Raw genomic sequence first — 21,096 nt, forward strand, 5'->3', positions numbered from 1 at the left:
GGATTGGAAAGAATTGATCATTCCACTTTAATTAATTTTAAAGTGAAATGATACAATTATTAATGCTTATTTAAAGGCTGGTTGTCGACGTAAATCCAAGGTATTTGGATAATCTTGATTAGTGCTTTCCTCTTCAGGAGCGACAAACTCACTAACTGCACCAGCATTTTTAAAGCTATGTGTCACAGCAGACGGTACCCAACTTGGCTCATCCGAGCTCAATAACGATGGTGTATGGCCATACTCCCAAAAACGTGCAACTCGTCGTCCTTCTGCTTCAAAAGCATTCACCGGTAATGTTTCAGGGTTACGTCCACCAGCATGACTTACATGATAAACAAAACCACCTAATGAACGGCCTTCCCACGTATCAATCAAATCAAAAGTCAACGGAGCATGTACGCCAATGGTTGGATGTAATGCTGTTGGAGGTTGCCATGCTCGATAACGAATACCTGCAACCATTTCATCTTTTGCTTTACCTTTAACTGCTTTCAACGGAACTCGACGACCATTACAAGTCACTATATAACGATCACTCATAGTGCCTTGTACTTTTATCTGTACCCTTTCTAATGATGAATCAACATAACGTGCTGTACCAGACCCTGTCGCTTCTTCACCTAATACATGCCAAGGCTCAATAGCAGTCCTTAACTCTAACGTTACATTATCAAGTTCACGTGTACCACAAACAGGGAATCTAAATTCAAAGAAAGGATTTAACCAACTTAATTGAAAGCCAAAGCCTGCTTGCTGTAAATCACGGGTCACTTCTGCTAAATCATTTTCAACATATTGTGGTAGTAAGAATTTATCATGTAATTCTGTGCCCCAACGTACTAGTGGTTTGTGATAAGGTTTTTTCCAGAACCAAGCAAGTAAAGTACGCAATAATAGCATTTGTACCAAACTCATTTGTTCATGAGGAGGCATTTCAAATCCCCTAAATTCCACAATACCTAAACGCCCAGTCGCAGAATCTGGTGAGTATAATTTATCAATACAGAACTCGGCTCTGTGTGTATTACCCGTTAAATCCACCAATAAATTACGTAATAACCTATCCACTAACCAAGGTTCAGGTACTTCGCCTTCAGGCATGTGTGAGAAGGCAATTTCCAACTCATACAATATTTCATCACGGGCTTCATCTACTCGTGGCGCTTGACTCGTTGGGCCAATAAACAAACCAGAAAATAGGTAAGATAATCCCGGATGATGCTGCCAATAAGTAATGAAACTTCTTAAGATATCAGGTCGGCGTAAAAATGGACTTTGATCAGGCGTTTCACCACCTAAGGTTACATGGTTCCCCCCCCCGGTCCCCGTATGACGACCATCAGCCATAAACTTATCAGTGCCTAAACGTGACTGTTTAGCTAAACCATATAAGGTTGTGGTTCGTTCAACTAATTGCTCCCACGATTTAGACGGATGAATGTTCACTTCAATAACACCCGGATCAGGTGTCACTGCATATTTATCAACACGGCTATCTTTAGGGGGAGTATATCCTTCAATAACGACAGGGATTGATAATGCTTTAGCGACCTTTTCAACTTCCGTTAAAATCGCTAAATAATGTTCAAAATGACTTGTTGGTGGCATAAAAATATACAAACGTCCGCCTCTGACTTCAAGCGCCAGCGCGGTTTTAATCATCTCTTTACCAATAATCCCTTTTTTCGTTTTCTTGGTTTTAGCAAAACTATCAGGAATATCAAAAGGGTCGCGGTCGATAATATTATCTGACCATTGCAAACTGTCTAACGGTAAGCGATAACCTAACGGAGATTCTCCGGGTAATAAGAAACAGTGACCACGTTTAAACTCCCAAATACAAGACTGCCAGCAATGTTTACTGTCATTCCACTGTAAAGGCAGCACATAACCAATTGGTTTTTCTATGCCTTTTTCCATTTTAGCCAAGAAACCTTTTCGGCTCATAGCATCTAATAGTTCAGGTTGTTTGGGACCAACTTCTTTTGGCAAAGACGCTTCTTGCCATAGATGATAGAGAATATCTTCATAAGCTGTAGTCAAGGCAGTTTTACCTAACCCTAATGCGTCGCTTAATTTTTCTGCAAATTTCTTTGTGTCGGTATGATCTAATTTATAGTCTTTATTGGGATCGGCTAATAAGCTGGAATCTTTCCAGAGCGCCACGCCATCTTTACGCCAATAACAACCGTATTGCCAACGAGGTAAAGGTTCACCTGGATACCATTTACCTTGTCCATAGTGGGTAAAACCACCTTTAGTAAAGACTTTATTCATTTCTAAAAATAGGTGGTGGGCTAATACTCTTTTTTCTTCGCCATCCGCTTCAGTATTCCATTGAGGGTGTTCCATGTCATCAATAGAGATGAAAGTTGGCTCCCCGCCCATGGTTAAATGAATACCCTCTTCATCATAAAGGTTATCGACCTTTTGGCCTAAACGATTAATGGCAGACCACTGTGCTTCAGAATAAGGTTTAGTTACACGAGGATCTTCATGCACGCGTGTTACTTTGTTATAAAAACTAAATTCAGATTCACAATCATCTATGCCGCCCGTTACCGGTGCAGCAGAGCTTGGCTCAGGTGTACAAGCTAATGGGATATGCCCTTCGCCAGCAAATAATCCAGAAGTTGGATCCAATCCAATCCAACCAGCACCAGGGATATACACTTCAGTCCAAGCATGTAAATCAGTAAAATCTTCTTCTGGACCACTTGGGCCATCTAATGATTTTTGATCGGAAGTTAACTGCACTAAATAGCCAGAAACAAAGCGAGAAGCTAAGCCTAAATGACGGAATAACTGTACTAATAACCAAGCTGAATCACGACATGATCCGGTCTTTTTAGAAAGCGTTTCATTAGGTGTTTGTACACCCGGTTCTAAACGGATGCCATAACCAACAAGTTCATAAATAGCTTGGTTAACAGCAACTAGAAAATCAACACTACGAATAGGCTCCTTAGGTATTAAAGAAGCGATTAACTCTAATAATTTGGGACTGGCTTTACGTTTCTTTAAATAAGGCGCCAATTCAGCTTTTGATATTTTGTCATAAACAAAAGGGAACTCTTCCGCATACTCTTCTAAAAAGAAATCAAAGGGATTAATAACCGTCATTTCAGCCACTAAATCAACAGTAAAGCTAAACTCAGTTGTTGGCTCATTAAACACGACTCGAGCTTGGTAATTACCAAACGGGTCTTGTTGCCAATTAATGTAATGGTCTTCTGGTGTTATTTTTAAAGAATAACTTTTAATTTTAGTACGACTATGAGGAGCAGGACGTAAACGAAATATATGCGGCCCCATATTCACAGAACGGTCATATTTATATTCGGTATGGTGTGAAATACCAACAGTAATTGTCATCGACTAATTCCCCTTTAATGATATACAGCTATATAAATAACATGAGCATACAATTTATATTGTCTTTATTGCACTGCAATATTTATTCCATTTAAATAAAATAGATATTTTGTCCTGCTAAATTGCTTAAATAGCCTATTTAAAAGCCTTTTCACTAGGATAGGCAATAATGAAAACTTAAACCTCGTCCTGAATGGTGCAAAGAACGCACTACAATAGCACTAAAATCCGTATGAAAAGCAAACGTTATAGCAATTCTTGCAATTTAATCATTGCTTTATTGAATATAAATAACAAACCAAAAAAAATAAAAAATAGTTCACAATAAAACGGCGATTAAGCAGATGAACAATGCTATCATACGCACATATTTTAACCGCTTACTGTACATAAAACCGGTCATCATGGCATAGTATTTAAAACGTCTTTGTATTTCTTAATAAAGTCTTTTAAATAGTCACAAAGCGTATTAATTAATCCGCTTCTAAGGCCTTAACAGCCTACTCAATTTAATAGGATATTTCCTTATGCAAAAGCTAACAAATACCGGTGAAAATTTAGTTAACAATATAGTGTCACGTTATGGCTTAAGTCACGATGCAGTCGTTCACATGTTAGTTGCAGTTAATAATGGCGGTTGTTCAATGGCGCAATTCAATTGCCCTGAATTAGGTGGTTCAGGCCAATGGATGCAAGGTGGAATGACAATGGTTGGTGATATGTTTAATAGCAATTTAAAAAACACAGTTGATAATCTGTGTAATGAACTCGCTAATATCTTAACCAACAATCAAATATTTCCAGCTGTCGAAGCAGGTACGCCTGGCAGTAATCAATGGTGGCCAATGGATTTAGGTAGCCCTTTTAGTAGCGGAGCACAAAACAATATACGTTATGCAGTTTTTCCTCAGCGATTAGCCGTTGAATTAAATGGGCAAGTATTAGTTTATGATACATTAGATCACAATATTGGTGGTGTTAGCCAACAGCAAGGAGGCAATGATTCCCTGACGTTTAGTAGCCAATGGGGAACGATTAATGTAAACAGTTTGCCATTAGTATCAGGTCAACCTCAAGCACAGACTAATTTTGCAGATACAGTTCAACAGCCCTACGTAACACAAGCAGCAACGACAGCACCACAACAAATGCCAGAGCCGACAAGTGACATTAATAACACACAATATGAATCAGCGAATCAAATGATAGAGATCATCAAAAAACTAGCAGAGTTGCGTGACTTAGGGGTATTGACTGAAAATGAATTTAATGCGAAGAAAACAGAACTATTAAAGCAAAGCTAATAAAACAACTCTAACCCGATAATATAACCCTTTCTATCATCAGTAGAAAAAGGGTTAATAACCTTAAGCGTATATGGTTGGTATTAACAATGAAAACGTTCCAGTGTACTTGTGAAGACAAACCTATTTTATTTTTTGAAAGTAATCGTTGTCTACGTTGCGATACAACAGTAGGTATTGATGATAATTTCAATCACGTAGAACCTTATCAATTTAATACGACAACAGGTCTATTTTTTAAAGCAAAGCAACCTGATGTACATTACAAAAAATGTGATAATAATGAACAGTTCAATGCTTGTAATGGCATGGTGAATATCAGCACATTGGTAGCCGATCCTGATAATAACGAAATACTATGTTTTGCTTGTCGTTTTAATGAAACAATACCAGACCTCAGTATTGCAGAACATATTCCTTTATGGAAGAAAATGGAAACGGCAAAACGTCGTGCACTTTATACACTCAAATCATTAAAAGTCCCGTTGCAAACTATTACTGAAAATCCAGAAACAGGTTTAAGTTTTGACTTTATTACCGACCGAAATGTTAAAGATCACTTTGCGAGTCCAATAGAAGGACAAGAAATGGTGTTTACGGGACATGATTGTGGTCATATCACCATCAACCTAGCTGAAGCAGACGATGTAGCCCGCTCTCAAACAAAGAGTGCAATGGGTGAACGATACAGAACATTATTGGGTCACTTTCGCCATGAATTAGGGCACTATTATTTTGACCAACTGATTGTGCCATCGCCAGAAAAATGGGCTTTATGTAAACAATACTTTGGTGATGATGAACTAGATTACCAAGAAGCGCTTGAACATCATTATGAGCATGGTGCTCCTAATAATTGGCGAGGCACTTTTATAAGCCAATACGCGACCATGCATCCTTATGAAGATTGGGCTGAAACATGGGCGCATTACATGCATATCATCGACACACTAGAAACAGCACAAAATTTTTCAATGACAGGATCAACAACTAGCGTTGAAGAAACAACTGAAGAAGTTAATGACTTAAACTTACCTCAAGATACACGCTATTTTAGAAGGCAGACCGACATTACAAGTATTTTGGATACCTGGGTAGATTTCTCCGTAATGCTCAATTCGTTAAATAGAAGTATGGGATTGCCTGATGCTTACCCGTTTCTATTAACTCAAGCCGTTCGCACCAAGTTGACTTTTATTCATCACGCGATACACGATAAATTACATTTATTGCCAACGATTGAAGTGATAAAAGAAGAGCAAGAAAAGTAGAAAATACAACACTCTAAAACGAAAAAACCCCTGTTTATATAAAATAAAAAGAGACTAGAATGGTTGGAGTTAGCCGATAAGCCCGAGGCCTGTCATGTACCGTCATTCGCATACGTCGGTAAATACCCTGCAATCACCAAGAAATTTAAATTTTAGATGTAAAAAAACGCTACCTAATTACTTAGATAGCGTTTCTTATAATGGTTGGAGTTGGCCGATAAGCCGGGTTCTGTCGTGAATCGTCATTCGTCTAGGCCTGCAATCACTCACAGGCTCAAGCAACCTACCCGCTTCCAGCATGGGCCATGCCTCAGGAAGCCTATTTGGTTTTGCTTCGGGTGGAGTTTACCTTGCACTAATGATTACCCATTAGCCGGTGCGCTCTTACCGCACCCTTTCACCCTTACCTACTAATAAATTAGCAGGCGGTCTCCTCTCTGCTGCACTTGTCGTTAGCTCGCGCTACCCAGGCGTTACCTGGCACCCTGCCCTTTGAAGCCCGGACTTTCCTCCCCTTTTAAATATGACGGTAAACCGAAATAATAAAAGCGGCGACGATCTAGCCAACTCCGCGGCGGATTATACGGCAAAGCGGATACAGATCACAAGTGTTATAAGTTCTCTAATCCCCACTTATATAAGTCATTTTTCTTCAAATGATGAATTTCAGCAGTTATTGCTGCTGCCTTTTTAAGCGGTAACTCTTTTTTTAATAAAGTCAGTGTTTTAATCGCTTCAACAGACAAGGCATCTTGCTCTTTGCTTGCCCCTGCCACCATCAATACAAATTCTCCACGACAATGATTGCTATCTTGTGTTAACCAATCAAGCATTTCACCTGCAGGTAAAACATAATAAGATTCAAACATCTTGGTTAATTCACGCGCAATAACTAATTTACGTTCTGCTCCCATGATATTGATAATGTGTTTAACAGTATCTTGAATACGACGTGGAGATTCATAAAAAATCATGGTTTGTGTTTCTTCAGCTAACGTTGTCAGCTTTTCTGTTTTTGCTTTTTCTTTTACTGGTAAAAAACCTTCAAATGAGAATCTATCTGAAGGTAACCCTGCAGCAGACAAGGCAGTAATTGCAGCACAAGCTCCCGGGACAGGCACTACATCAACTCCCGCTTCGCGACATTCATTTACTAAATGATAACCAGGATCACTAATTAATGGTGTGCCGGCATCTGAAATGAGTGCAACGGATTGCCCTGCTTTAATTTTTTCAATTAAAACATTACCGCGTTGACGTTCATTATGATCATGCAACGGGAAAGTGGGTTTGCTGATTTGATAATAGCTTAATAATTTACCGCTGTGACGTGTATCTTCTGCAGCAATTAAATCAACCCCTTTTAATATTTCAACAGCACGGTAAGTAATATCACTAATATTGCCCAAAGGAGTGGCGACAATGTACAATTTTGCACTTACTTCGTTATTTAATTGATCATTTTCAGACATAATACGCTCTAATAAAGTGTTAAGGATTGTTTAACTATGTCGTCAATATTACACTATAGACATCTTGATACCTATCTGAAAACTGATATCGAATTAGCTTGATTAAAAAGGACAAAAATTTGAACACTGCAATCTTATCTAAACGTACCTTACACCTTCCCTTTATTGCGGTTAGCCTTTTGCTTCTTCTTTCTGCTTGTTCTGGTCTTGGCGGTAAAGCAAAAACACCACCAGTACTTTTTAGTCAATTTTCTGAAAATGCAGAATATCTATTAAAAGAAGCTGATCTAGTTGATGAAAAAGAAAATAGTGATTGGCAATTAGCTGCTGTACAAGCATTAACGAAAGAAAAAAAATTCGTGTTAGCTGATTCTGTAATTGAACATTTACAGAAAAAAGTACTGACTGCACAACAGAAAAATAATTTATTCCTACTAATTGCAGATAATCAATACGCACAAAATAAATTAGTAGAAGCAATGAAGTCACTTAAAAATGTTGATGCACGTTTATTGTCTATGCCAGCGAATATTCATTATTTAAAGCTAAAAGCACAATTACAAATACGTAATAAACAATATCAAGAAGCTTCAGATACTTTATTAAAATTAACGCCGTTATTAACGGATGATGTCGATAAACAAAAATATAATGACATGTTATTCAATCAATTGATCATGTTAGATCCTGCCGTGTTAAATCAATTTGAAAAGAAAAAACTAAGCACTGATACAAAAGCAAGTCAGCAACAGAGTGATAATAAAACAAACAAAAAGGGCGCTAGCAGTGATGCAGCTTTAGCTGAAGAATTAGCGAAAATAGAAGCTGAAATGAATACGGAAACAGACAAAGAGTCTAAACCTGCATTAAGTAAAAATGAGATTTTTGTACAAGGTTGGTATTCATTAGCAGCTCTTTATCAACGAGACCGATTACGCACAAACCGTTTACTGCGCGCATTAGAAATATGGGAAGAAACATACCCAACTCATCCTGTTCTTGAATTTATGCCAACGCCTTTACGTAATATTCCAGAGGCAAGTCCATATCAACCAGCCAAAGTAGCGGTTTTATTACCTTTATCAGGGCGATTCCAAAAACCAGCACAAGCATTACAATATGGTATTAGCCATGCGTTTTATAATCAAGTCGCTTTAAAACAACAGCTAAAAATAGAAGAGGCAAAATTAAAAGAGCATAACGAGCAACTCGCCATAGCGAATGGAAGTAATAAAGGTAAAACTGGGTCTCAAGGTTCAGGTGATATAGCCATTAATGAAAATGTAGACACTGAATTAGCACCACCAAGTTTATTGTTCTTTGATACTCAAAAAATGACCATGCAAGAGATTGCAGATCAAATGTATGCTCAGAATATTGATTTTATTCTTGGGCCTTTGTTAAAACCAAATTTAGAAGCATTTTTACCTTTAGTAGAAGATATTCCGGTTTTAGCATTAAATGCTTTCCCAACGTCTGAATTAGCAAATGAAGATAATAAACAAGGTTCATCATTACATTATGCTTTTCCACTTTCACCAGAAAATGAAGCAGAACAAGCCGCTGATATTATTTTCCAAAATCAACATAAAAAACCACTTATCCTAGCGCCTAAATCTGATTTTGGACGTCGAGTAGCAAAAGCATTTGAAGATCGTTGGCAAGTACTTAATCAAGAGCAACAAGAAAAATCAGATGAAACAATAGAAAGCTACCCTGCTGAAACACATTTATTTTCAGCGAAATCACAATTTGCTAAATTCACCGCAGATGCAATGCAAACAGATGAAAGCCAACAACGTATTAATCAGATGAAAGCAATCGTATCTAGTTCTCTTGAAACAGAAGTAAGAAGCAGACGTGATGTAGATGCCATCTATATAGTAGGTCGACGCAGTGAGTTAATTTTATTAAAACCTTTTCTTGCTGTAACAATCAGTCCATTTGCAAAATCAATTCCGCTATATGCAAGTTCACGTAGCCATGATGCTGATTTAACACAAACTCAAAACAAAGAACTAACAGGTTTAACCTTCTCTGACATCGCTTTTTTAATGAATGATAAAGGACAGATAAATCAACAAATTCAAGCGATTTGGCCTAAACAACGCTTCCGTACTTTGCGTTTATTCGCATTAGGTTACGATAGTTACAATTTAATAGAGCAATTAAAACAATTACAAATGATTGATGGTTACCATTACCAAGGATTAGTAGGTGAATTAACCCTAGATAAAAGTAATAGTTTAAACAGTAAGTTAGATTGGGCACAGTACAAAGAAGGTAGTTTAGTTGAAGTTACCGCGCCTACTTCAAGCCAGTAATTCTCGAGGTGTTAAATACGAGCAACAAGCCTTAGCATTTTTAAAGCAACAAGGCTTGTCACTCGTGTGTCAAAATTTCTATTGTCGATTTGGTGAAATTGATTTAATTATGTCAGATCAAGATACATTAGTTTTTATTGAAGTACGCTATCGGAAAAATCAAGACTATGGCGGTGCAACAGCTTCCGTCACACTGCAAAAACAACATAAATTAATTAAAACAGCAAAACATTATTTATCACAGCTTGATAATGAACCCTATTGTCGTTTTGATGTGGTTGCTATCAGTGAGCAAACAACTCAACCGCAATGGATACAAGATGCCTTTCAAGAGTAATAATTAAGATGATTAACGAAAAAATTCAAGCACACTTTGCAGAAAGTATTCAAACTAAAATTGTCGCAGCAGAAGCTTTACCTGAACAAATTGAAGCAGCAGCAACATTATTAAAAGATTGCCTGATTAATGGACATAAATTATTAATTTGTGGCAATGGTGGTGCCGCAGGACTCGCACAAATTTTTGCTTCTCATTTGCTCAATAAATATGAAACAGAGCGCCCTGCACTGCCTGCTATCGCTATTACCTCTGATTCATCATTAGTCTCAGCTATTGCAAGTGATAGCCACTTTGATCAGATATATGCTCGACAAATATCAGCACTAGCACAGCCGGGTGATGTGTTAGTCACTATCAGTCATGGTGGTAATAGCCGCAATATGGTGAAAGCCGTTGAAACAGCGTTAAGTAAGAACCTACAGATTATTGCAATGACGGGTGTTGATGGTGGTGAAATTGCAGGCTTATTAGGAACTGATGACATAGAAATACGAGCACCAAGTGATAAAGGTGCTCGTATTGAAGAAATTCACCTGTTGGTCGTGAACTGTTTAAGCGATTTGATAGACCAACAGTTATTCCCACAGTATTAGGAAAGTTATGAAAGCAACACGTATTATTTTACCTCTTTTATTAAGTTTATTATTACAAGGCTGTGCAAGTGGTTTGATTGTGGCAGCAGGTGCAGCTGTGACGGTCAGCAGTGATGAACGTAGCGTATCGCAGCAAGTTCATGATGATAATTTATCGGTTAAGGCTATTGATACTGTTGTCGCTTTAGATAGCTACAACAATAAAAATATACGCATTAATATTGTGACAAATAATGGTTATATTTTATTGATTGGTCAGGTTAATGATCAAGCAACGAGCAATAAAATTGAAAATGCATTAAGTCAATTAAAAGAAACAAAAGGTGTTTATAACCAATTACGCATTGGATCTCCTATTGGCGTACTGCAACAGACTAAAGATAGCTGGTTAACGACTAAAGTAAAAACCCAATTAACTAGCCATGACAAAGTGAATCCACTAAAAATTAAAGTAGTTACTGAAAATTCAGAAGTCTTTTTAATTGGGCAAGTCACTCAAGAGATGTCTAATTATGCAACAAATATTACGCGTAATATCGATGGTGTTAAACAGGTGATCAGAGTATTTGAGATCATTCCACCTAAACCTTCAAAGGCTGTAAATAAATAAGACTAAGTCACTTGTATACAGAAAAAACAATTCAATTCGAGGCGTAAATGGTTGTTTCCTTTACGAAATTTATAACGAAAAAGTGAGTTGTTTTTAGCCAGTGAAATAGATTAGCTATTTACTTTGATTGTTATTACTATTACGACTATGGGTGTAATGGCATAACCTCAAATTCAAGATATAAAAAAGGAGTGATAATTCACTCCTTTTTCGTTTGTCATTTTTATATTCGTTGCTTATGAAAACAAAATAACTTATTACTTTTTATGGTAACGCATCATACGTTGACGCTTATACATTTGATGTGGTGTTAATTTATTACGACGCCCTTCGAATGGATTAGATCCCTCTCTAAATTCTATACGAATAGGTGTTCCCATAATGCCTAATGTACGGCGGAAGTAATTCATTAGATAACGTTTATACGAGTCTGCTAGTTTCTTCACTTGATTACCGTGGATAACAATCAATGGTGGATTATAGCCACCTGCATGAGCATAACGTAATTTAACACGACGAGCGCCAACCATTGGAGGCTCATGATCATCGGTAGCCATACCCATAATACGCGTCAGCATAGCCGTAGAGATACGTTTAGTTGAAGACATATAAGCTTCTTCAACTGACTCAAATAAATGTCCAACGCCGGTACCATGTAATGCAGAAATAAAGTGAATTTTGGCAAAATCAATAAAGCCTAAACGGCGATCTAATTCTGTTTTAACACGCTCTTTATCATACTCTGTCATACCATCCCATTTATTAACCGCAATCACTAACGAGCGGCCAGAGTTTAGGGTATAACCTAATAAGCTTAAATCTTGATCTGAAATGCCATCACGAGCATCAATGATCAACAATACAACATTTGAATCTTCAATGGCTTTTAATGTTTTAATAACAGAAAATTTTTCCACTGTTTCATTCACTTTTTTACGCTTACGAACACCAGCGGTATCAATTAAGATATATTCACGACCGTCGCGCTCCATAGGAATATAAACACTGTCACGAGTAGTACCTGGCATATCAAATACTAATACACGCTCTTCACCTAAAATTCGATTTGTTAGCGTAGATTTACCTACATTCGGTCGACCAATCAGAGCTAATTTGATTGGTAAAGCTGCTAAACGCTCTTGCTCTTTAGCAATTTTATCTTCATCTTCGTCGTCGTATTCCAGTGCAAATTCATATTCATCAACTTCGTCTGAAACAGGGTTTTCTTCTTGGAATTCTTCTAAAGCTGCATCAATCATCTGACGCACACCTTTACCGTGTGCAGCAGCAATATGGTAAACTTCACCTAATGCTAAGGCATAAAACTCACCACACATAGAGTCAGCATCAATACCATCTGTTTTATTTGCAACAACCATGACTTTTTTATTTTGTTTGCGTAGATGAGAAGCAATAGCTTCGTCTGCAACCGTTAAACCTGCACGCGCATCCACAAGAAATAAAACTGCATCAGCTTCTTCAATGGCAATTAATGACTGCTCAGCCATTAAAGCATCAATTCCTTCTTCATCACCTTGAATACCTCCGGTATCAATGACGATAAATTCAAGTTCTTCAACTTTAGCTTGACCATACTTACGGTCACGCGTTAAACCGGGGAAATCGGCTACTAACGCATCTCGGGTGCGTGTTAAACGATTAAAAAGCGTAGATTTACCTACATTCGGGCGACCTACTAAAGCGATGACTGGTAACATATTGGAATCCTATAAAACTAAAAAAGCCCCGTGCACAGCAAGGGGCTACAGTATAACGTAAAAATGAATTAAATTATTCTACATTTAAGATTGGTTTTTCAATGGCAACTAATTTACCACTACGTGTTTGTAAATATAGATGTGTAGCAGTAACAACAGGCTCAATATAAAGACCATCAGAATCAATATCTTGTTGTGCAACAAAGTCACCCGTTTCTCTATCAATCCAATGTAAATACCCTTCTTCATCACCAACCACTATAAATTGGTTGGCAATAGCAACCCCCGACACATTACGATATGAAAGCTCTTTATTCACCCAACGTTGTTTACCATCACTACGGTTAACGGCATAAACGTAGCCTCGATAATCAGTTAAGAAAATATCTAGTCCGGCTACGGCCATATTTTTAAAACCAGAATATTTACGAGACCAAAGTTCCACACCTTTTAATAAATCGATCGCAACAAGGTTACCGTTATACGCTAACGCATAAATAGTGCCATTCACTATGATGGGATCCATATCGACGTCAACCAAGCGTTCTAGTTCTGTTGCACCATAAGGTCTAGCAACTGGAAGTTGCCATAAAGGTTGACCATTTTTAAGCAGTGCAGCTGTCACATAACCATCTGAACGACCATAAATCACGCCGCCCTGTGAAATACTTGGTGTAGAACTGCCTCGAAGTGTTAACTTAGGTTGAGCATGGGCTAAATTCCAAACTTCATCACCCGTTTCACTATCTAATGCAATTAAATCACCGCGAGAAGTATGAACGACAACAAGTCCAGCATCATAAATAGGCTGAGCAATCACTTCACCTGAGACTAAACTCATCCATTTAATCTCACCTGTTTCTGTATCTAATGCAAAAACTTGCGCATTTTCAGTGCCAATATATATTGCACCAACACCTAAACCTACACCACCCGATACACGAGCAGAAGTATTCAATATATTTACATCATCATCATTTAAATCAGTAGTCCATAAACGACTGCCACCTTCAACTGAGAATGCTTTTACTTTCCCATCACGTTCGGCAACATATACCGCATCACTATCAACAGCAGGTTTTAGTTGAGAATAATAATCCCCAACACCATCACCAATACTATTAGTCCATGCAATTTGAGGCTCATAAGTGGCTTCGAACTCAGGTAAGTCTGCCATTTTAACCACATCTTCTTCGCCACTAAAAAGCGAACAACCACTTAAAACTAAAGTGGTTGTTGTGATGATGGTTAATTTTTTAACCCATTTAATCATCTTTCTTCTCAGTTTATTGCGCAGCGTCTAACTTAGGAGCCGCCGCAACCTCTGCTTTAGCAACAGCTAAATCATTTAGCTGTAATTGTAAAATTGGGTCGACACGTCCTTTGCTTGCATCAACTGCAGCTTGAAATGCACCACGAGCAGACTCAAGATCACCCTTTTGAAGGTAAATAGCACCTTTAGTTTGATTCGATTTCACTAAAAAACCTTCTGCGCTAATTTTATCTAATAAAGCAATAGCAGAATCAAATTCACCTAGTTGAGCTTCAACACGTGCTAGGCGTAGTTGAATAACAGGCATTAAAGGTTCATATGTATTCGCTTTTAATAATGCTTCTAACTGTGTTTTAGCTAACGCAAAATCATTTTCTGCAACGGCTTGTTTAGCTAATAATAATGAAGCTAATGTTGCATAATTACTGTCTTTGTTAGCATCAACAAATGCTTGCATCTCTGCAGCGCCTTTAACTGCACTGTCTGCTTGAAACTTAACTAAAGTTGCATCAAATGCTGTTGAAGCTTGCTCTTGGCTGGTCACAACAGACTCTCCATAGTAGCGCCATCCCCATAAACCAGCGAAGCCTACTACAATAGCAACGATCAGCATGGTGCCATTATCGTTCCACCATCTTTTAATCGCGTCAACTTGTTGCTCTTCTGTTTCGTACCCTTCGATAATATCAACCACGTGTGTTCCTTATACTTAATCTATTTTTAAATGAATATTGTTATGCAAAGTAGGTAGGTAATACCTTAATTAAGCTATCAATTGCAATGGTTTGTTGCTCAGAATTACTGTGTAAGTCTTTAATTGTGACACAACCACTCTCAAGTTCGCTTTCACCTATTATCAAGGCTATTTTTGCACCACTTTTATCAGCACGTTTCATCTGCTTTTTAAAGTTACCAGCGCCACAATGATGCATCATTTTTAATTCAGGTAGCTGGTCTCGGATCTGTTCAGCCACTTTAAATCCAGCAACATCAGTACCTTCACCGACTAAAATACTATAGATATCAACATCAGGTTTAACATCAGCATTCAGCTCTAGTGTTTCAAGCATTAAAATAATACGCTCAAGCCCCATTGCAAAACCTACTGCAGGTGTTGCTTTACCGCCTAGTTGTTCAACTAAACCATCATAACGACCACCAGCACAAATAGTACCTTGAGCCCCCAGACTTGATGTTACCCACTCAAATACGGTGCGATTGTAATAATCTAATCCACGTACAATTTTTTCATTAATGACGTATTTAATACCAGCAGCATCTAAATACGCTTGTACCTTTGCAAAATGCTCAGCAGTTTCGTCACCAAAATAATCAGATAGTTTCGGCGCATCAACTAAAATAGCTTGAACAGCTTCATTTTTACTATCTAAAACACGTAAAGGATTAGTTAACATGCGACGTTTACTATCTTCATCTAGTTTGTCTTCATGTTGTTGTAAAAATTCAACTAATTTAGCTTTATATGCATTACGTTCTTCATTACTACCTAATGAATTTAACTGCAGCTCCACATGCTCTTCAATGCCTAACGCTTTCCACAAACGAGCAGATAACAAAATGACTTCTGCATCAATATCAGCACTAGCAATACCAAAAGTTTCAATCCCTACTTGGTGGAATTGGCGGTAACGGCCTTTTTGTGGGCGTTCATGACGAAACATAGGACCGATATACCACATTCTGCGTTCTTGGTTATATAACAAACCATGTTCATTACCTGCGCGCACACAAGAAGCAGTACCTTCAGGACGTAAGGTTAAACTATCACCATTACGATCTTCAAAGGTGTACATCTCTTTTTCAACGATATCAGTCACTTCGCCAATTGAACGTTTGAAAAGATGAGTACTTTCAACAATTGGCATACGAATTTCAGAATAACCATAACTACTAACGGTTTGTCTAATTAATGACTCTAATTTTTGCCAAACAGGAGTTTGTTCAGGAAGGGTATCGTTCATACCACGAATAGCTTGTATCTTCTTTGCCACAATGATTTCCGAATTCTGTCGATGGATAAAATACATACTTAATGTATTTTAATAAAATTGACGCTTATTATAAGGAAGTTTACTGACAGATGGAACAATGCGGATCTGCTTTGCAGCCTTTAACACAAATAAAAAGCTCAAATATTAGAAACATTTAGGCTTTTTATTTATTTTGCTACAAAGAGTAAGACTTTTACAAAAACGACAAATGATTTCTTGTTCACTAAATAAGCAACTTTCAATTATTTAGCTTTTAATAATAATTTGGCTTTGATCACTTCGGCTAATACGTGCGCGTATTTTTGCTTCTAATTGATCAATAACATTGTTGTTATCAAAACGTTCACGCTGACGTGTGCCATCTTCATAAAAACCACTTTTATTTTTACCGCCTGTAATACCAATATCTGAAATCAATGCTTCACCTGGTCCATTTACAACACAGCCAATAATAGAAACATCCATCGGCATCACCACATCTTCTAATCGTTCTTCTAATGCGTTTACTGTCGCGATGACATCAAATTCTTGACGAGAACAAGTTGGGCAAGCAATAAAATTAATACCTCGGCTACGAATACGCAATGATTTCAAAATATCGAAACCCACTTTTATCTCTTCAACCGGGTCTGCGGCTAATGAAACACGTAAAGTATCACCAATACCTTGTGATAATAACATGCCTAAACCAACGGCAGATTTAACACTGCCACTACGTAAACCACCTGCTTCGGTGATCCCTAGGTGTAAAGGTTGCACAATTTGTTGTGCAAGTAGTTGATATGATTCTACTGCTAATAATGCATCAGACGCTTTAACACTAACTTTAAATTGATCAAAGTTTAAACGATCTAGAATATCCACATGACGTAAGGCAGAATCAACTAACGCTTGTGCGGTTGGCTCTCCATATTTTTCCTGAATATCAGTCTCTAAAGAACCACCATTCACACCAATTCGAATAGGGATATTGTTATCACGAGCACAATCAACAACACTACGAATACGTTGCTCATTACCAATATTACCAGGATTGATACGTAAACAATCTACCCCATATTCCGCCACTTTTAATGCAATGCGATAATCAAAATGAATATCGGCAATTAAGGGTATGTTACATTGTTTTTTTATTTCTCGAAAAGCTTCAGCAGCATTCATTGTGGGCACTGAAACACGCACCATATCTGCACCAACCGCTTCTAAACGTTTGATTTGTGCAACGGTTGCTGCAACATCAGTAGTTAGTGTATTTGTCATTGACTGAACCGTGATTGGTGCACCTCCACCAACAGGAACATTTCCCACCATTATCTGTTTAGATACGCGGCGTATAATCGAAGAGGTATGACTCATTATTAGTTACTCTTAAAAGTTAAAAATGATTTGACTATTAAATTGCCAAATCACTTTTAATATTAAATTATTCTGGCAGTTTAAAATTAGCAGTTCGACCTGCTCTGAATGATTTTTTATACAATTTATCTTGATAAAAAACATCAGCTGCAATTGGATTGCCTAATTTTAAGTTAAATGGTGGAGTTCCTGCAAGTTTTAACTGTTCACCTTTTGTGTATAACCCAAACGCAAGACGCTTTCCTGTTGCATCAAAAATTTCAGTCCAACACTCATCTTTGAATTTTAACGTTAATGTTTGTTCTGTAAGAACAGTCTTTTCAGGACTATCTGTTATTTCAACCGATTGTTCAGAAGTGCTAGAAAGCGCTTCTAGACCGTTATTATCAACATTTTGTTGTGTTGTTTGTGCACTAGATAACGCATTATTTTTTTCAATTTGTACGCCTGGTTGTGCTTGTTGCTGAATATCTAATGTCGAAGTTTCAACATCCTGACTTGCTGTTTCAGGCAAGCGCATCTCTACATTATCGGTTTTAGATGCAGACCCAGCACTTGCTTTAGTACTGTCTGGAGATGTTTTCCAAAATACAGTCACACCAACAACCATAGCGACAAATAACAACAAAAGAATAATAAGCGACTTATTATATGATTTTTCATCATAGGTCATTATATGAGGATTTTTTAATCCTGTAGCTGACTTTTCTGGCCCCAATAATTGCTGATATTGAGGGAATGATTCAAGGTCATCTAATCCAATCTCTTTACTATAATTAACTAAATAACCACGTAAATAAACTTTTGGATAAGCAGCCTCAGCTATCACTGTATCTAAGCTATCTTCGATATCTCGAATCACTGTTTTTTTCAAATTCAATCTTAATGCAATATCTTCAACAGATAATTGAGCGGCTAAACGACCATCTTTTAGCGCTTGTTCAAGAGGAATTTGCTGTTCATTTTTATCTTTAATTTGATCACTCATAATGTTCATTATTTAAATAATTTAAAGCTTGTTCTGATTCAGGAAATTCACCCAAAAGCTGTTTACTGTATTTGTTTAAGCTCGCTTTCTTTCCTGTAGCATAACTCAAACGTACCCACTGCCATAAACTTTCTGCTGTTTGCGGGGAAGCTCTTTGAAATGAAAATAAATTTAATTTTGCTGCATCATAATTTTTTTCATCTATATTCAACCTTGCCAAATCTAAATTCAAATAATTACTGTTTGGACTATGTGAAAGTGCATATTGGTAGTAATAAATCGCTTTTTTATTACTTTTAGCTTCTTCTGCACATACTGCTGCATTTTCATAAGTACTAGCAACACGCGTATAATTAGGTAATGCAACAGCACTCAAGAAAGCTTCTTCAGCTTCTTTATAATCGCCTTTTGCACATAAAAACGTACCATAATTATGATATGTATCACCACTCTTACGATTGAGTGAAATTGCTTTTTTATAAAACTCATCGGCCTTTTCATCTTCATTTACTTTTTGGTAATAGTAAGCAAATATTCGATATACTTTAGCGCTTTTAGGTTGATACTCTAGGGCTTTATCTAAGTTTTCTTTAGCCTGTTGCATTTGTCTTTGTTCTAAATATAACAAAGCTAATTGAATACGGGTGTTGGCAGCAGCTTTTGGGTCGAATGCCATTTTTTCACTGCTTGGATTATTAGTCGTGGTTTGGCTTGTTTCACTTGAAACACATGCTGAAATAAAAAATAAAGATAATAAAACAATAAAGATAAAACGCATAAATTCCTCAATGGACAAAAAGCACTGTAGGAAGTTCCTTTCAGGCACGCCTATTGTGAAGTAACTTTATGCTCGATGCATGTTTTTTTTAACTGTTCTTGAACTTCGATCATCTTGTTTAAGAACAGTTTTAATATTTTATTGTGTTAGCTCTGTTGAATGCTGATATTTTCGCCATGTTTACGTTTATTCATCGTACGTTTAGTACGGTCAATAACATCCCCTACTAACTGACCACAAGCGGCATCAATATCATCACCACGAGTTTTACGTACAATCACAGTATAACCATATTCCATTAATACTTTGTTAAAGCGATCGACACGGCTATTACTTGGTTTTGTATAATCATTTCCTGGGAAAGGATTAAATGGGATCAAGTTGATTTTACATGGTGTATCTTTTAAAAGGTGTGCTAACTCATGAGCTTGATCTGTTGAGTCATTGACATGATCGAGTAATAAATATTCGATGGTAACTTTGCCGCGATTTGCATTTGATTTACTAATATAACGTTTCACACCAGCTAAGAAATCAGCAATATTATATTTATCATTAATGGGCATCATTTTTGAACGTAACTCATCATTCGAAGCATGTAATGAAATCGCTAATGCCACATCAATACGGTCACCTAAAATATCTAATGCAGGTACAACACCTGATGTTGATAAGGTTACTCGACGCTTTGATAATGCATAACCTAAATCATCCAACATCAATTCCATCGCTGGAATAACATTATTTAAATTCAATAAAGGTTCGCCCATTCCCATCATCACAACATTAGTAATAGGTCGAGTACCGCTTTCTCCCATTACGCCAATAATTTTAGCTGCACGCCATACTTGACCAATGATTTCTGACACCGTTAGATTACGATTAAATCCCTGCTGAGCTGTTGAGCAAAAATCACATGCTAATGCACAGCCTACTTGCGAAGAAACACATAATGTTGCTCGGTCTTTTTCTGGAATATATACGGTTTCAATTTCTTGATCGCCTACTGTCATCGCCCATTTTATGGTGCCATCATCACTACGTTGTTCCACTTTAACTTCAGGTGCAATGATCACTGCACGCTCTTTCAGTTTTTCACGTAACGCTTTATTGATGTTAGTCATTTGATCAAAATCATCACAACCAAAATGATAAATCCATTTCATCACCTGCTCAGTACGGAATGGTTTTTCATTCATTTCAGTGAAAAAATCACGTAAACCTTGACGGTTTAAATCTAACAGGTTTACTTTTTTCTGACTCATGGGATGCCTCAACTAGACTGATTCTGCTATAAATTCGGAGGTGGATTGTACATATTTTGAATAACCGATGCTAGTCACAAATTTTAACTAAAAAAATACCTGAGCAAATTATTGCTTCAGGTATTTGTTGTTTAAGGTTAATTAGTACTTAATATAAATAATATTTATATTGCTTTAAGGCTTAAATCACCGTTGTCATTGGTATCACTTGTGTTTTCTGCCAGCTATAAAAAACTTGCGGCGCTAATCGTTCACCACGTCCGTTAACTGTTTTTTGTACATGCCCAGAGCGAATAAGTATTTCCACCATAGGAGCCAATCCACTCTTTTGTAGCCTAAAGGTTTTTAATAATATGCTTTCTTCAACACGTTGATGTGTTTCAATATAAGTCGATAAACGTTTTAATATCATCA

The 21,096-nt window shown here is 37.2% G+C and carries 17 protein-coding genes and 1 other RNA gene; 6 read left to right on the forward strand and 12 right to left on the reverse strand.

All coding sequences use genetic code 11. From position 1 onward, the window contains the following. Window positions 1-66: 66 nt before the first annotated feature. Window positions 67-3,378 (reverse strand): transglutaminase family protein, encoded by a 3,312-nt coding sequence (locus E2R68_RS06880; protein WP_134276764.1) that lies wholly within the window; start codon window positions 3,376-3,378, stop codon window positions 67-69. A gap of 527 nt (window positions 3,379-3,905) precedes the next feature. Between E2R68_RS06880 and E2R68_RS06885 the strand changes: the two genes are divergently transcribed. Then, entirely contained in the window at window positions 3,906-4,682 is a 777-nt protein-coding gene (locus E2R68_RS06885) for an SHOCT domain-containing protein (RefSeq protein ID WP_134276766.1), read from the forward strand. Window positions 4,683-4,771: 89 nt separating this feature from the next. Further along, window positions 4,772-5,953, forward strand: a complete 1,182-nt coding sequence (locus tag E2R68_RS06890; protein ID WP_134276768.1) for a zinc-binding metallopeptidase family protein — start codon at window positions 4,772-4,774, stop codon at window positions 5,951-5,953. Window positions 5,954-6,155: 202 nt separating this feature from the next. Here E2R68_RS06890 and rnpB read toward each other — a convergent pair. Beyond that, window positions 6,156-6,524: RNase P RNA component class A (gene rnpB / locus E2R68_RS06895), an RNA gene on the reverse strand. 40 nt (window positions 6,525-6,564) lie between these two features. After that, a complete protein-coding gene (gene rsmI / locus E2R68_RS06900) occupies window positions 6,565-7,425 on the reverse strand; it encodes a 16S rRNA (cytidine(1402)-2'-O)-methyltransferase (RefSeq protein ID WP_134276770.1) in 861 nt (286 codons plus the stop codon). A gap of 119 nt (window positions 7,426-7,544) precedes the next feature. Here rsmI and E2R68_RS06905 point away from each other — a divergent pair, with 119 nt between their 5' ends. Genes E2R68_RS06905 through E2R68_RS06920 form a run of 4 tightly spaced genes read left to right on the forward strand, consistent with a single transcriptional unit; the run spans window position 7,545 to window position 11,292 of the window. After that, the gene (locus tag E2R68_RS06905; protein ID WP_134276772.1) at window positions 7,545-9,749 is read left to right on the forward strand and encodes a penicillin-binding protein activator; all 2,205 of its coding nucleotides are present in this window, start codon (window positions 7,545-7,547) and stop codon (window positions 9,747-9,749) included. Further along, window positions 9,718-10,086, forward strand: a complete 369-nt coding sequence (locus tag E2R68_RS06910; RefSeq protein WP_134276774.1) for a YraN family protein — start codon at window positions 9,718-9,720, stop codon at window positions 10,084-10,086. The genes E2R68_RS06905 and E2R68_RS06910 overlap by 32 nt, the downstream gene beginning before the upstream one ends. A gap of 8 nt (window positions 10,087-10,094) precedes the next feature. Next, window positions 10,095-10,682, forward strand: a complete 588-nt coding sequence (locus E2R68_RS06915; protein WP_208380152.1) for a D-sedoheptulose-7-phosphate isomerase — start codon at window positions 10,095-10,097, stop codon at window positions 10,680-10,682. 7 nt (window positions 10,683-10,689) lie between these two features. Beyond that, window positions 10,690-11,292 (forward strand): BON domain-containing protein, encoded by a 603-nt coding sequence (locus E2R68_RS06920; RefSeq protein ID WP_134276776.1) that lies wholly within the window; start codon window positions 10,690-10,692, stop codon window positions 11,290-11,292. A gap of 257 nt (window positions 11,293-11,549) precedes the next feature. Here the strand turns inward: E2R68_RS06920 and der are convergent, their stop codons facing one another. The 9 genes from der to E2R68_RS06965 form a co-directional block, all read right to left on the reverse strand. Beyond that, the gene (gene der / locus E2R68_RS06925) at window positions 11,550-13,010 is read right to left on the reverse strand and encodes a ribosome biogenesis GTPase Der (protein WP_134276778.1); all 1,461 of its coding nucleotides are present in this window, start codon (window positions 13,008-13,010) and stop codon (window positions 11,550-11,552) included. 73 nt (window positions 13,011-13,083) lie between these two features. Then, entirely contained in the window at window positions 13,084-14,283 is a 1,200-nt protein-coding gene (gene bamB / locus E2R68_RS06930; protein ID WP_134276780.1) for an outer membrane protein assembly factor BamB, read from the reverse strand. Window positions 14,284-14,296: 13 nt separating this feature from the next. Beyond that, window positions 14,297-14,977 carry a YfgM family protein gene (locus E2R68_RS06935; RefSeq protein WP_134276782.1) on the reverse strand — a complete coding sequence of 227 codons (681 nt, stop codon included), beginning with the start codon at window positions 14,975-14,977 and terminating at the stop codon, window positions 14,297-14,299. A 40-nt stretch (window positions 14,978-15,017) separates the two neighbouring features. Beyond that, entirely contained in the window at window positions 15,018-16,295 is a 1,278-nt protein-coding gene (gene hisS / locus E2R68_RS06940; RefSeq protein WP_134276784.1) for a histidine--tRNA ligase, read from the reverse strand. Window positions 16,296-16,541: 246 nt separating this feature from the next. Beyond that, the gene (ispG, locus tag E2R68_RS06945) at window positions 16,542-17,651 is read right to left on the reverse strand and encodes a flavodoxin-dependent (E)-4-hydroxy-3-methylbut-2-enyl-diphosphate synthase (RefSeq protein WP_134276786.1); all 1,110 of its coding nucleotides are present in this window, start codon (window positions 17,649-17,651) and stop codon (window positions 16,542-16,544) included. Window positions 17,652-17,718: 67 nt separating this feature from the next. Then, window positions 17,719-18,639: a RodZ domain-containing protein gene (locus E2R68_RS06950; protein WP_166738826.1), complete on the reverse strand. Its 921-nt coding sequence runs from the start codon at window positions 18,637-18,639 to the stop codon at window positions 17,719-17,721. After that, window positions 18,632-19,417: a type IV pilus biogenesis/stability protein PilW gene (gene pilW / locus E2R68_RS06955; RefSeq protein ID WP_134276790.1), complete on the reverse strand. Its 786-nt coding sequence runs from the start codon at window positions 19,415-19,417 to the stop codon at window positions 18,632-18,634. The genes E2R68_RS06950 and pilW overlap by 8 nt, the downstream gene beginning before the upstream one ends. A 146-nt stretch (window positions 19,418-19,563) precedes the next feature. Next, window positions 19,564-20,682: a dual-specificity RNA methyltransferase RlmN gene (rlmN, locus tag E2R68_RS06960; protein WP_134276792.1), complete on the reverse strand. Its 1,119-nt coding sequence runs from the start codon at window positions 20,680-20,682 to the stop codon at window positions 19,564-19,566. A gap of 181 nt (window positions 20,683-20,863) precedes the next feature. Then, a complete protein-coding gene (locus E2R68_RS06965; RefSeq protein ID WP_134276794.1) occupies window positions 20,864-21,094 on the reverse strand; it encodes a FeoC-like transcriptional regulator in 231 nt (76 codons plus the stop codon). Window positions 21,095-21,096 lie beyond the last annotated feature (2 nt).

It is taken from the genome of Psychromonas algarum, assembly GCF_004376845.1.
In the GTDB taxonomy this organism is placed as follows: Bacteria; Pseudomonadota; Gammaproteobacteria; order Enterobacterales; family Psychromonadaceae; genus Psychromonas.